Annotated in this window: 8 protein-coding genes; 2 read left to right on the forward strand and 6 right to left on the reverse strand. The window is 55.5% G+C overall.

The genetic code is table 11. The annotated features are described in order from the left end of the window. Position 1: 1 nt before the first annotated feature. From CGZ80_RS00125 to CGZ80_RS00140, 4 genes are all read right to left on the reverse strand, one after another. Positions 2-1,288 (reverse strand): beta-ketoacyl-[acyl-carrier-protein] synthase family protein, encoded by a 1,287-nt coding sequence (locus CGZ80_RS00125; protein ID WP_094410750.1) that lies wholly within the window; start codon positions 1,286-1,288, stop codon positions 2-4. A gap of 213 nt (positions 1,289-1,501) precedes the next feature. Further along, positions 1,502-2,020, reverse strand: a complete 519-nt coding sequence (locus tag CGZ80_RS00130) for a 3-hydroxyacyl-ACP dehydratase FabZ family protein (RefSeq protein ID WP_094410751.1) — start codon at positions 2,018-2,020, stop codon at positions 1,502-1,504. After that, complete coding sequence (locus CGZ80_RS00135; RefSeq protein WP_094410873.1) at positions 2,021-2,410, reverse strand: acyl carrier protein; 390 nt, start codon at positions 2,408-2,410, stop codon at positions 2,021-2,023. Between the two features lie 139 nt (positions 2,411-2,549). Next, a complete protein-coding gene (locus CGZ80_RS00140) occupies positions 2,550-3,038 on the reverse strand; it encodes a 3-hydroxyacyl-ACP dehydratase FabZ family protein (RefSeq protein WP_094410752.1) in 489 nt (162 codons plus the stop codon). A 293-nt stretch (positions 3,039-3,331) separates the two neighbouring features. Between CGZ80_RS00140 and CGZ80_RS00145 the strand changes: the two genes are divergently transcribed. After that, entirely contained in the window at positions 3,332-6,217 is a 2,886-nt protein-coding gene (locus CGZ80_RS00145) for a DUF1553 domain-containing protein (RefSeq protein ID WP_233148140.1), read from the forward strand. Positions 6,218-6,287: 70 nt separating this feature from the next. Continuing rightward, positions 6,288-7,679: a DUF1501 domain-containing protein gene (locus tag CGZ80_RS00150; protein WP_094410875.1), complete on the forward strand. Its 1,392-nt coding sequence runs from the start codon at positions 6,288-6,290 to the stop codon at positions 7,677-7,679. Positions 7,680-7,703: 24 nt separating this feature from the next. Here the strand turns inward: CGZ80_RS00150 and CGZ80_RS00155 are convergent, their stop codons facing one another. Then, the gene (locus CGZ80_RS00155) at positions 7,704-10,658 is read right to left on the reverse strand and encodes a dockerin type I domain-containing protein (RefSeq protein WP_094410753.1); all 2,955 of its coding nucleotides are present in this window, start codon (positions 10,656-10,658) and stop codon (positions 7,704-7,706) included. Between the two features lie 182 nt (positions 10,659-10,840). After that, positions 10,841-13,558, reverse strand: a complete 2,718-nt coding sequence (locus CGZ80_RS00160) for a serine/threonine protein kinase (RefSeq protein WP_094410754.1) — start codon at positions 13,556-13,558, stop codon at positions 10,841-10,843. Positions 13,559-13,905 lie beyond the last annotated feature (347 nt).

Consider the following 13,905-nt stretch of genomic DNA (forward strand, 5'->3'; position numbering starts at 1 on the left):
TCTACGCGATGTCTCGGGCGAGGCACAGCGTCACGTTTTGGCCACCGAACCCAAAGCTATTGTTGAGTGCGTACGGGATATCGGCCGAACGGGCTTCGTTAGGGACGTAGTCCAAATCGCAAAGCGGGTCGGGGTTTTCGTAATTGATTGTCGGTGGCAGTACGCTGTCACGCATTGCCAGCAGGCAGACAATCATCTCGGTCACTCCCGCGGCGGCGATCAGGTGACCCATCATGCTCTTCGTGCTGCTGACGGGAACCTTGGCAGCGTTGTCGCCAAAAACTTGTTTGCAAGCCAATGTTTCGACTTTGTCGTTGACTTGCGTGCTGGTTCCGTGAGCGTTGACGTAACGGATGTCGGCTGGGGTCAGGCCTGCATCGGCGATCGACATCCGCATGGCTGCGATACCGCCGTGTCCGTCTGGCGGGATGTCGGTGATTCGGTACGCATCGGCTGTGGTACCGTAGCCGGCAATTTCGCCGTAGATCGTCGCGCCACGACGTTTGGCGCTCTCGAGTTCTTCCAAGACGACCATGGCGGAGCCTTCGCCGAGGACGAATCCGTTGCGAAGGCGATCGAACGGGCGACTTGCTTTGGTGGGTTCGTCGTTGCTTTCGCTCAATGCGGTCAGCAAGTTGAATCCAGTCACACCGAAGGGGTGGATCATGCTATGGGTTCCACCGGCCAGCATCACGTCGGCGTCACCGCGACGGATGATTTCGGTGGCTTCGCCGACCGCTTGGCTGCTCGCGGCACAGGCGGTCAAGCAGTTCAGGTTAGGGCCTTGGGCGTTGAACATCGTCGCCAGGTGAGCGGCAGGCATGTTCGGTTCTTGCTCGAGTTCTTTTGCAGGGTCGAGCAGTTCCAAGCCGCGGGCGATGAACTTCGAAGCGTCGAATTCGCCATCGGCGATCGCCGCTGTCATCATCTTGCTGAACGTGTTGAAGTCCTGATTGCCCTCGCCGCTGCCCAGGTAGATCCCAAAGCGGACGGGGTTGTCGATGACTTCCATCACGCCGCTGTCTTTCATCGCCTGTGTCGCAGCACCAATTGCGAACTTGGTGTGGCGTCCCAATTGAGCGGTGCCGCCGAGCGGGTGATCGTCATCGGTCAGCGTCCAGTCTTTGACTTCGGCGCTGATCTTGGTTGGGAAACCGCTGGCGTCGAACAGCGTGGTGTATCCCACACCGCTTTTTCCAGCCTGCAGGCCTTGCCAAACGGTCTGGGCATCATGACCCATCGGGTTGATCATTCCGATGCCAGTGACAACGACGCGACGACGGTCCATAGCGGTGCGACCTAGTGGGAGATGGTTGGGCGACTATGAGAGTTTAGTGAGGAGACGCTGCGAAAGGTGAATCGCGTTGCGGTCAGGGTACTGAGCATGGAAGTGCTGGCGAAGTACGGGGCTGACGAGCCGATCTCCGGTGACGAAAAACGGAATCCGATTGGCCAACGCCGGCGCATCAGCGCCGGACATCGGGGAAGGTCGCAGAGGGCCTTAGTCCTCAGATTCCAATTTTGCGTATTTTGGGAAGCGATTGCCGTCTTTGTCGATGGCTACGACGAAGAACTTCATGATTTGCAGCATCGCCTTGAGGTCGTCGGGATCGTAAAGTGGGCCTTCCACTATCGTCCCGTCCTCAAGGAACGCGAACATCAATTCGATTTCCGCTTGCAACTCCCCATCACAATGGCTGGTGCAGGTCACCGTGCCGCCATTGTCTTGGAGGGCATCCAATTGGACATGGTATTGCAACGTATCGCCGTTAAGTGCTGGGCGAAGGAACTTTGCCTTGCCGACTTTTGCGAGTACGACGCGTTTATCAAATTCGAATGCTTCGGCCACCATGATGCCGCCAAGCTGTGCCATCCCTTCGATAATTAGGGTTGGCGGCAGCATGGGGTATCCGGGGCAGTATTCGTCAACGACCTCAGCATCGAGGCAGACATTCTTGATGCCTGCCGCGTGTGAGCCGCTGACGAATTCCGTAAATCGATCGACCCAAAACCAACGCATTTAGGCGTTCACTTTGGTAGCGACGTAGCGGCACAAATCGCCGACGGTCAGCAGGTTGCCAAAGTTTTGAACTTTGGGGTCTGCTTTGAAGTTATCGAGGTTTGCCCAAGGCATACGACGTTCCAGTTCAGCCAGACCTTCCGCAGTGACGGTGCCGTCTTGGACGTACTGGCTGTTGGTGAGGATGTCTTCGGGAGACAGTTCTTCACGTGGAATATTGATGTCGAAGGCTTTTTCCAACTTGAAAACGATATCCAAGAAGTCGATCGATTCGGCGCCGAGGTCGCCAACCAAGGTGGCTTCTTCGGTAACTTCGTCTTCATCGACACCCAGCGCGTCTTGAAGGGCTTCGTTAACTTTGGCGAAAATGTCTTCTTCGGTCAGTGCCATCTTGATGTTTCCTTGCAGGGAAAGTGGTTTGGAAGTTGTGCTGTGGCAAAGCGAGTGGTGTGGAGCGATTGTCCACAAGGCCTGCCACAGGGATCATTGGGTGGATTGATTTGGCGACACGTTGATCACATTGCGTGGTTCATGCAGCGCCATCGGTTAAAACGTGATCACCGAACAGTTTGGTGAATTGCTTGCGAACACGCTTTTTTACATCTTCGTCTGTACCAACCTCGGGCGGCTCGTTGCTACCCGAGCGCTCGAGAATTAGCCGTGCGGTGACCGTGGTGCGGTCTCCTTTTTGTCCCGTCGCTTTGACAGTGAACACGCCGTCGGCTTCTTTGATTACTTCAGCGGTCACCGTTAATGTCTGGTCCGGCGCCAAAAAATCACCGAATTTGACGTTTCGAGTTTCACGAAGCAACACGATTGGCGTCTGAAAGTCGTCGCCACTGCGGATCATCCAGACCGCAGCCTGGTGCAGGGCTTCGAGCATCATCACGCCCGGCATCACCGGAAACCGCGGGAAATGGTCCTTCAGATACTCCTCATCGCCGCGCAGCGTCCGCTCGGCAACGATCTGTTTGCCGGGAACGAGGGTCAAAATCCGATCGAGTTGGCGATATTTCATAAATGAACGATGCGTGAAACTCTGAGGCCGATCTAGTTGGTGCATTCTTCGGGGTTATCGGCAACCGCAATGACGACCGATTCGACAAAGTCTACGTTTTTGGTCGACACAAAATAATGCTCTGCCCCAACTCGCTCAACCACAGCTTGTCGAAGTCGCTTCGGGCCGTTTGACCTGCTACAATTCTAGGGGGCTTTGATTCTCCGGACGCCATTAAGCCGTCTTTAACGAGGTTCGCCGCCCCAATCCCGCCCCGTATTGCATCGCCCCGCTTGCCGAGGTCCCACCTTCCGATGCGAAATTTCGACGGACGAATTGTGTTTGTGCTGCCGGTAACGACCATTTTGTGGACGCTTGCCAGCAGTTTGGCCTGCGCTTTTGAGCCTGGAACGGTCGAGTTCTTCGAACAAAAAATCCGGCCTGTGCTGATCGAACACTGCTTTGAGTGCCACAGCGAAGACGCCGAGCAGATCGCCGGATCACTGTCCCTGGACTCTGCCGACCAAATGCGAACCGGTGGGGATAGTGGACCCGCCGTGCAGCCCGGTGATGCCGATGCGAGTGTTCTGATCTCGGCACTTCGGTACGAATCGTCTGAAATGCCGCCCGATGGTCAGCTTCCCGATGTGGTCATCCAAGATTTTGTCAGCTGGGTGAATGCGGGCGCAGTCGATCCTCGCCGCGGCGAAGCGATTTCCCGCGAACCGATCGATGACATTGACTTGCAGGAGGGGCGAGAGTTCTGGGCATTCCGGTCGCTTGATGACAGTTTGCTCAATCAAAGCCCTCGCCAATTGGGGCAGGACGCCAGCGAGACGCCGATCGCGGATTTGGTTGATCGTGAAATCAACGCGGGTTTAACAGCCGCTGGCATCTCGCCCAACGGTATCGCGTCGCCAGCGATCCGTTTGCGACGGTTGGCGTTCGACCTGACCGGTTTGCCGCCGGCGGAATCCGTTCGACAGAAATGGCTCGCTTCCCCGGACCAATCGACTTGGCGTGAGATCGTTGACCAGCTAATCGACTCGCGGGCATTCGCGCAGCACTGGGCCCGGCACTGGATGGACGTCGCCCGCTACGCCGACAGCAACGGCAGTGATTTTAATGCGACCTACCATGACGCTTGGCGATATCGCGAGTACTTAATCGACAGCTTCGATCAAGATCGGCCGCTTGATGAAATGATTCGTCAACACGTCGCAGGTGATTTAATGGACGCCGATTCAGATCGGCAGCGCTATGACAACATGGTCGCGACGACGTTTCTGATGCTTGGACCCAAAATGCTAAGTGAGCGTGACAAGCCCAAGCTGATCATGGACGTTGTTGATGACCAGATTGATACGGTCGGTCGCGCATTCTTGGGCCTGACACTTGGATGCGCGCGGTGCCATGATCACAAGTTCGATCCGATTCCGACGGAAGACTACTACGCGTTAGCCGGGATCTTCAAAAGCACGTTGTCGCTGAAGGGCGAATCGCAGCAGTTTGTCAGTGATTTCAATCGCGTCAAACTGCCAACGAGTGCCGAGCACTTGCGGCAAGTCGAGCAATACAACCAGAGCTTGAGGGATTTTGAAGAGCAACTGAAAGACGCCGAAGCTTCGCTGCAACTCGAACTCCGGTCTCAGAACGCTGGCATCTTGGTGGATGATGTCGATGCAAAGAAAACTGGAACATGGGTCGACTCGACCTATTCCAAAGGCTTTGTCGGTAAAGGTTACGTGCACGACAACAACGCCAATAAAGGCGATTGTCAGATCGAGTTCCGTCGCAGGCTTCCGAAGCCAGGCCAGTACAAAGTCCGCTTCGCATTCAATACCGGGAGTAATCGTGCGATCGACATTCCGATCGAGATTGTGACTTCGACCGGAACGCAGCAACTGCGAATCTCGCAGCAAGCGAAGCAGGACACTGCGCCATGGGAAACCTTGGGCACGTTTCTATTCGCAGCCGATCAAGATGCGGTGGTGACGATTCGGAACGAAGGTACTAGCGGCTACGTGATTGCGGACGCGGTCGAATTTATTGCCGAGGATGCGACGGAAAAAACAGAGACTGACGAATCGCAAGCTCGGCTCGTTGCGGCAAAGCAACTTGTGGAATCGATCAATCAACAGATCAAAGACCTCAAAGCCGATCCGCCTCCGTCTTTGCCGGTCGGCATGTGTCCAGAAGATCTTCCTGTGGACGAAATTTCCGATTGTCCGGTTCACATCCGTGGCGAAGTTCGCAATACGGGCGAGGTTGTCCCACGCGGTTTCTTGCAAGTCTGCTGTGATGGTGATGCGAGCATCAAATCGCCCGAGGGCAGCGGTCGCTTGGAGTTGGCAAATTGGCTGACCGACCCAGACAATCCGATTGTCGCGCGTGTGATGGTCAACCGAATTTGGGCAACGGTCTTTGGCGAAGGCATTGTGCGGACGGTCGACAACTTCGGAAGTCGAGGCGAGCGGCCTTCCCATCCAGAATTGCTGGACGCGTTGGCGCTCGAGCTGATGCGTGGCGGCTGGAAATCGAAATCAATGATCCGGCAATTGGTACTGTCCCAAACCTACTCGCGTAGCAGTGACTATGCCGACTCGGCGGCGACTGTTGACCTTGAAAACCGATTGCTGTGGCGGGCCAACCGAAAACGAGTGATGGCGGAATCAATACGTGACACGATGTTGATCGCCGCCGGAGTCTATTCCGATGAAGAACGGACGGAACCGGTCGCCGACAAAGGCGTCTTGGTGACCAAAAACAACGCGACAACCAAAGAGGTCGCGTCAGGGATTGATGAACCGATTCGTACGATTTATCTGCCAGTGATCCGCAGCAACATCGACCCGTTGCTGTCGGCACTTGATATCGCAGATCCAGATTTGTTGGTCGGCAAACGCCCGGTGACCAACGTTCCCGGACAAACACTCGTTTTGCTAAACAGCGACTCCGTGATCGGCTGGGCAGATCGAACCGCAGACCGAATCCTCGCCGACACAAACGATTGGGACCAGATGCTGGTCGAGGCGTATCGTGTTTGCTTGTCGCGTGAACCGAGCGCTGGCGATCTTGAGATGCTTACACACTACTTGGCGAGCGATGGATTGTCAGACGATGTGGAGGAGCAGCGAATTCAGTTGCGAAACGTCATTGCGGCGCTTTTCGCATCGACTGAATTTCGGATGTTGGATTAACAGAGCGGGGGCATCCGTTGCACCACCCCTGCGAAAACGAATCGAATCATAAACCGTGGATCACGAAACGATGAACTCACAGCGGCCACTTAATTTGGATCGGCGATCGCTGCTCGCCCAAGCTTCCTTTGGTCTAGGCGCACTCACTGTTTCGGCGATGACACCGCAGTTCAGTCACGCATCGGCAATCGCCGGACAAGAAGATCAGCATCCGGCGCCGCGGGCAAAACGGGTAATCTTTCTATTCATGCATGGTGGTCCCAGTCATGTCGACACTTTCGATTACAAGCCGGAGCTTGCCAAGTATGACGGCAAAGACTTGCCCTTCGAACTTCCGCCGAATATCAGTGCCAAACCAAAGTTGATGAATGGCCCTTGGAAGTTTGCGAAGCATGGCCAATCCGGTATGTGGGTCAGTGAATTGTTACCACACATGGCTAGCGTTGCCGATTCATTGTGTGTTGTTCGCAGTATGCACACCCGTGGGCAATCACACGGTCAAGCGGTTGGGATGATCAACACTGGGAGCGATAATTTTGTTCGACCGAGCGTCGGTGCTTGGGTCAGCTATGCGCTCGGAAGCGGACATCCAGACTTGCCAGCGCATATCGCAATTGGTCCAGCAACCGCCCACGGCGGACCACGGAACTACGGTGCCGCATTTTTGCCAGCACTCCATCAAGCGACAGCAATCGGAAGCAATGGAAAACCTGGTAGCGCAAAGATTCCTTATCTGACCGGTTCACTGGAAACGGAAACGCTGGACCGCCGTTTCCAATTGCTGCAAGGCCTGAATCAGCAACACCTTCAACGCGGTGGACCTGATCGCGAAATTGAAGGCGCGATTGCTGCAGTTGATTTGGCGAAGCGAATGCGAACGGCGGCGCCGGAGGTGTTTGACCTCGAACGTGAGACCGCGTCCGTTCAAAAGGAATACGGGCTTGGAGAAAAAACGACGGATCAATTCGGACGCAGCTGCTTGCTTGCGCGGCGATTGGCCGAAGCCGGTGTGCGATTCATCACCGTATCCAGCGGACAGGTTTGGGACCAGCACGGCAATCTGAAAGTCGGCCACGAAAAAAATGCTTTGGCGACCGATCGACCAATCACCGCACTGATCAACGACCTGAAGCGTCGCGGACTGTGGGACGACACGCTGATTGTCTGGGGCGGTGAATTCGGCAGGACACCAGTGGTGCAAGGCAGCAACGGACGCGATCACAACCCACAGGGGTTTAGTGTCGTCCTTTCTGGCGGGGGCGTGAAATCAGGATTTGCCTATGGCAACACCGACGAATTCGGCTATTACGCTCGCGAAAACCGTGTCCACATGCACGACCTGCACGCCACGATGTTGCACATCATGGGAGTCGATCACACCAAGTTGACGTACCAATACGCAGGGCGTGATTTCCGATTGACCGATGTGCATGGCCGTGTTGTGACTGATGTGCTTGCCTAGGCGTCAGGCCATCCAGACGTGTTTTTAGAACAGCGTTGAATGTACGTCGTCGACCAAGCCGGTTGACCAGGATTGGTGTTTTTGGTCGGTCGAGTCGGCGAGAATCAATTCTCCTTCGGACGAATTCTTGTTTGACGCATATTCGATTGCCAGGTCATTGATAACACGCAGCGCGTCGCGAACACTGATGATGCCGTCGGCGTTCGTATCGAGTCGCTGGAATCGCGTTAGTAGATCGACCTCCTCGCCTTCACCAGTGTTTGGGACAAGATTCGGAAGGTCATCGACGGCGGTATCGCCATAGCGTGCTAAGAAGTTGATTACACGCAACGCGTCCATTGGTGTGACCGCTCCGCTAGCGTCGGTGTCGCTCGGTCGGATCCCGGCGATTTCAAGTTGCAGGCTACCGAAGCTCACTTCAAAGGGTGAGACTTCGTCGTTTCGCGAGCGGAGCAGCAATTCACGACCGCGGCCTTCGGCAGGATTCAATTGCAAGGTCACGTGTCCGCCAGCGATCGCACGAACGCCAATCCGTACGACAGGCTGTGCGGCATTACCGGGGTGATCGAATTCCAGTTCAACGGCGTAGAGGTCGTCGATCGAGTTGGTGAGGTCTTGTGTAAAGACCGGGTCCCAATCGCCAAGAAACTGAATCTCCCCGGTAAGTTCCAGCTGTGCAGGCGGAATTGGCAAGTCAAAACCAACGGCGAAGACTCCCGCACCGAACGGCCGGACGTCCTTCGCTGTCACTTCGATAAAGAATTCATCACCGGGTTCAAGAGAGTCAACCGCTTGTCCAGTGCCATCGATCGAACGCATGGAAAGCTCCATTGCCGTTTCGACGATTCGCGAATCGAGTCGGACGACGTTGTCATCGAAGTCTGCGGCGTAGCGGTAGAGTTGATCGTTGACGACGAGTTCGGTAATGATCCCAAAACGGCCGCCTAGTGGATTGTCTGCTCCGTTGGAAAGTTCAGCTGGCATCGCGATTTGCACGTAGGGAACCACACGCTCGAAGCTGATCGACTCGGGGAAAATCTCGAGATCTGCGAGGGCAAACTCGATGACTTGGTTTCGCAAGTCAGAGATCTCGGATTGTTCATATCGAATCAAACTGAGCGACACGTTGCCAACAGTTTGGAAGCGAGATTGCTGGACAACATAGGAAAACTCATAGTCGCCGCCGGTGGCCAACAGTTCGTTTGACAGTCTGAGTCGGCCTTGTTCGTTAAGCGTGATTCCTTCGGGGGCGTCGATGAGATCGGTAATCTTGGCCGGAAATGCCGTGCTGGTCGCTGCAAATTCGTCGTTGTCGAGAACGTTCAGATACGGATACTGCCACTCGACGTTGTGCTCGATCACGTCATCGACCGCATGTGGCGGCGCAAGGGAATCACCGAGTGCGATCGCATTCGGTTGATCGAGACCATCCCAGGGGAATTCGAGCATCTGGTCGACTTGGCGCACGATCAGTCGGTCCGAGTTGGTATCCAATTCAGTCGCGCCGCGGAATTCAACTTGATTGCGTTCGGTGAGATCAGCCGAACCGTCAACGTCAAAGACGGACAATCGGTGAGTTCGAATTTGATTCGCCAAATCGGTCCATTCCATCAGCTCTGGTTCGTCGTTGCCCGGAAGGAAGAACGCCGCCGCATCAGCGTTCGAATTCACTTGTCCGGTGACTTGCCCTGAGGAAATGGAATAGAGCGTGACCTGCGTGTTGGCTGAATTGCCAAGACTGCTTTGTGATGCCGAGATTTGTGCGGTGCGACTAATCGCGAGTAGGTCTCGGGTCAAAGCCTGAACCCTTACCGAGTAAATCGGGAAGGTCGCTGGTGGGATGACGCGTCGCTGGATTCGGTTTTCCGTATCGAGGTCGACGGATTGATCCAGGTTAACAATGATCGCATCGTTTTTCGCCGAGTCGATCAAAAGCGAAGTTCCGGCAATCGTGTAATCAAACGCGTTTGTATCAAGCGGGACTTCAAACGCGTCGAACAGGCTAGGCGATTCCGCAGAAAAGTCGACGAGTGTTACTTGCACGTCGGTTGCGAATTGGTTTGCAGTCGTTGCTTGCGAGGTCGCGCCTGCTGGCTGGCTTGTGGAAACAAGCGTTGCCGTGTCGCCATCAGCCGCGAATTGGATTCGGTATTCTGCCGCCGCTTGAACATCGAAGCCGCCTTGTTCCGTGAGGCCCTCGTCGCTGAGTTTGTAGTGAGTGAGACGCCGCGCGAAGGGCGAGGCTTGGCTGAACGTGGCCGTCGGTTCCAGAATCAAGAGATCGTCGCCGCGAATCGCTCCATCGGTCAACGGTCCGTCGGTTTCACCACTGGTGATCTTGGTGAGTTCTGTTTTGGCGAGGTCGTAGACAGAGATTCGATGCCCTACATTCGGAACAATCTCGCCTCCAGATGTTGCGTCGTCATCACTGGTGATTTGGAACTTGGTCGAAATAAATAGTCGATCTGAATCGACAACGACTGATTGCAACTCGCCTTCGAGTGACCTGCGAGACCGATCAAGCAATTGTTCGCGATTGACGGACAGAACATAGGTTTCCGGCTCGATCGAAGATCCGGCAGCGCCCCGGTCATTGGTGCCGATAATGACGAGTTCGTTTTCGGTCCAGATCAAACGCTCGGGGAAAAAGTCAAACTCAATCGTGCCGCTGCTTTGCAATTCTCCATTGCCATCTCGTTGGTACAGATAAGCAGTCGCAAGTGGTCCGGACGGCAACGACGCGCCAGGAATGCCATTGCCGTAGTACGACGGGCTCATCCGGATCGCGACCAACTGTCCGGAGTCTTCTTCAACCCAGTCGCTGGCAATGGTCGACCGTGACAAACTCGCGTCCGCCAAACGAGTACCTTCGCCCTCGGCAAAGGTTGACGCGACGGCGAGTTGAACGGTGTCGCAGACGTCACCAGCGAGCAATTGCCGAGTTTCCAGTGTCTCGCGTTTCAGCAGACGAGGTTTCATCGAATTTCCGGGCAGGACTGATTTTCCAGGCAAGACATAAGCGCACGTCGCTGTGGCGTAAGAGACGCAACAACGTTGTGTGGGGATCCTTTTTTGAGTCTTACGACCGGTGGAGGGTTCCCTCTGAAGGTGCCAGTTTAATCAACTTTGGCTCGAATGAATCCCGGAAATTACACGCGGATCTAGCGTTCGAGCCCGACCACAACGGTGGGCGGTTCGTGCGTGTCGTCTTCCCTTGCAGCAAGCTTGACCAGTTCGTCACCTTGACTTCCGGTCAGGATCAATGTGACCGTCTTTTGTTTGCATTTGGCCAGAAAACTTGCGAGTTCCGCCGACGAGATCACAAGTTCACGTGTCTTCGGATCTAGGGTGACTTCGCCTAGTTTGGGCAGTTTCTCAAGTCCAGCCGACGAAAGGGAGTTGCTCCACACCAACTTGTCTTCTGGCCAAAGGTCACTGATCGGGTCGTCTAACCCATAAAGCTGTACGGTGGCGTTTTGTTGAACCGGCTCGGTCAACTGAACTCTCAGCGCCGCTTTCTTGACCGGGGCAGAGTCGCCACCGCGATTTTGCGGCTGGCGATTGTTCGATGGGTTACCGATCAATTCGAGCGGGAATCGAAGGTAGACGTGTTGAATCTGTCGGTTGTTTCGAGTCTGTACGACCAAGCTGGAACTGCTGCCGAGCGGATCGTTCGCGCTGCCACTTCGTCGGACCGTTGCATCGCTTCCAAGCTCTGAAGAAGTGGTCAGTGTGACGATCCGAAGCTGCGAATCATCGACTTTTTGCGGCGTCGTGGCGGTCGCGGTGGCTTCGGTGGGACGAGGCGGCGACTGGGGTGGATTCAGCGCAGGCGTTGTGTTGGGTGTTTTGGGCGGGGAAGTGACTGGCGCGGGTGTGTTCGACCGGACATTAAGGATGACGCGGTCCACAATTGCCATGTCGCGAACGCGATTGAGGTTCGAAAGTCCGATTTGGATAAACGGTCGCTGGTCGACCACAGACGGATCCACGGTGAATTCATAGCGGAGCCGTTTGGGCTGCTTGGCCGACCATGCGTTGCCGAGGTTGACGCGGTCGATTTGGAACTTGGTGTCGACACCCCGATCGTTTCGAAAACCAATCGCCACAAAGAAATCGGAAACCCCTTTGCCCTCACCACCAACGTTCAGTCCCAGACGAAGAATGTCGCCACGTTTGACGTTGTAGTTCAGTGGATCGCTCGTGAGCACGACTTCGCTTTGTTTGCCGGCGAACGCATAGAAGTCCCCGTCGATCTCGCGAGGGCTGAGGGACCGGTTCCAGCCTCCTGATTCTCCAAGCAGTTGTGCCGTCCAGTTCGGAATGCGGAATAAGCCGCTGCCATTGCCGTCTTCAAACGACCCGTTGGCTTTCTTGTCATTCACCAACGCTGTAAATGCTTTGCCACCAAGATTGTCTGGTTCGGTGGTGGGAATGCTAGGCAACGATGAAAACATTGCGAACGTTTGGGCGGACCGATTGGGGCTATTTCGCGGTCGGTTTACCGGTTCGCTCGGTGCGGGTTGGGGTGAGCTATTGTCGTCATTCGTTTGTGCGGCATCGGCGTTGCGACTTGGGATTGTCGTCACGTCTTGCTGACGCGCGATTGCGTTCGAGGCGCTGAAGTAGACGACAGCCGGAATCATTGCCAGCAACAACACTGCAACGATGGCAACACCGATAATGATCAGTTTCGAAGTACTGATCGAAGAGCTGGCCGCTGCCTTGGACAACGGTTTGGATGTCTGTCCCGAGAGGCCGGATGCCGTTGGGCCAGCTGCTGGGGCGACCGTCGGTGATGCGGAGGCAAACACATCAGGGGTCGAAGCTGCTTGCGGTGTTGGCTGGGGAATTGTTGCGGCCGGAAGATTGTCGGGCAACGCTTCGAAAGGATTGGGAGCGGATTCCGCGAATGGGTCTTCGTCGACCGTTTTTTTGCCGACGGCTTGCTCGAGTCCTGCTTGAAGCTGGCTGATCGCGAGGGCCATTTCCGACTTGGACTCGCATTCCTTTTCGACATCGTCCAAGCAGGCTTCGAATTCGGCAGCACTGTCGTATCGCTTGCGAGGTTCCTTCGCCATCAGTTTGGCAATAAGGTCTGCGAGCGGCTGCGGGATCTTTTCGTTGCGTTCACGAACTGGCACGGGGTGGTGGACCAAGATCGCGATCAGCTGTTCGGCAACCGATTTGCTTTTCAGCGGCAAGGTGCCGGTGGCCAATTCGTAGAGTACCACGCCGGTCGAATACAAATCGCTGCGGTCATCGAGCGGTTCACTGCGTGCTTGTTCAGGCGACAGATAGCCAGGCGTTCCGACCACTGCGCCACGGCCTGAGAGTTGGTCCACCGGTGTCTGTGCGAGGGCCAATCCGAAGTCGAGGATTTTGATGCGATTTGTCTGGGTGTCCAGCCAGATGTTTGCCGGTTTGATGTCGCGGTGAATGATCCCGCGTTGATGAGCGGCGGCCAACCCTCGTGCCATATCGCGGGCGAAGCTGATAATGGTCCGAAAATCTGGTTCGCCGTGTGTTTCGCGATAGTCTTCCAGTGTGTTGCCCTGGAGTAATTCCATCGCCATAAAAGGCGTGCCTTTGTGCTCGCCAACTTCAAAGATCGTGGCAACGTTGTCGTGATGGACGGCGGCCATCGTGCGAGCTTCGCTGATAAATCGCTTGCGACTACCCGGCGTCGAGGCGATTTTTTGGTTCATCACCTTGAGGGCGACCTGGCGTTTTAGCTTGCCATCTTCGGCAAGGAAAACGTATCCCATGCCACCTTTGCCAAGTTCTCGAATGACCCGGTAATGGCCCAGGGTGCCGAGATCGTCCGTGGCTTCCTTGGGGGGATCAAGGAAGTCGTGTTTACTGACGGAGCCTGACATGTTGAGCGTGCAAGTGCCCGGGTGGGCTGGCGAGATAAGGTCGAAAAGCGGAGCGGTCCGGGATCTTCACCGAACCTAAACCAGTATATCAGGTCTGGACAGTATTGCTTGCGCGACGGATTCGCCGATCGCCTGACTGATCGTATGTCTTGCCGGCGAAGTCGGACTTTGGCACAGATTCTCGCTCATGAGGCAACAAATCGTGTCGATGTGGCATCGGATCAGTCGATTGGCTTTGATACGACTGAAAACGCGTCTGTCGCCAAGTCGCTGACAGAGGTGGGGGATTGCGAGTGAACAGGGATTGACTGTTTATCGCTTTCGCCATCATTCTTTCGCTTCCGGCC

The sequence above is a fragment of the Rhodopirellula sp. MGV genome (assembly GCF_002251265.1).
Lineage (GTDB): Bacteria > Planctomycetota > Planctomycetia > Pirellulales > Pirellulaceae > Stieleria > Stieleria baltica_A.

Bases quoted from the DNA above. Each gene is read 5' to 3' on its own strand.
- CGZ80_RS00140 (WP_094410752.1), bottom strand. From the start codon at position 3,038: ATGAAATATCGCCAACTCGATCGGATTTTGACCCTCGTTCCCGGCAAA.
- CGZ80_RS00130 (WP_094410751.1), bottom strand. From the start codon at position 2,020: ATGCGTTGGTTTTGGGTCGATCGATTTACGGAATTCGTCAGCGGCTCA.
- CGZ80_RS00125 (WP_094410750.1), bottom strand. From the start codon at position 1,288: ATGGACCGTCGTCGCGTCGTTGTCACTGGCATCGGAATGATCAACCCG.
- CGZ80_RS00150 (WP_094410875.1), top strand. From the start codon at position 6,288: ATGAACTCACAGCGGCCACTTAATTTGGATCGGCGATCGCTGCTCGCC.
- CGZ80_RS00145 (WP_233148140.1), top strand. From the start codon at position 3,332: ATGCGAAATTTCGACGGACGAATTGTGTTTGTGCTGCCGGTAACGACC.
- CGZ80_RS00135 (WP_094410873.1), bottom strand. From the start codon at position 2,410: ATGGCACTGACCGAAGAAGACATTTTCGCCAAAGTTAACGAAGCCCTT.
- CGZ80_RS00160 (WP_094410754.1), bottom strand. From the start codon at position 13,558: ATGTCAGGCTCCGTCAGTAAACACGACTTCCTTGATCCCCCCAAGGAA.
- CGZ80_RS00155 (WP_094410753.1), bottom strand. From the start codon at position 10,658: ATGAAACCTCGTCTGCTGAAACGCGAGACACTGGAAACTCGGCAATTG.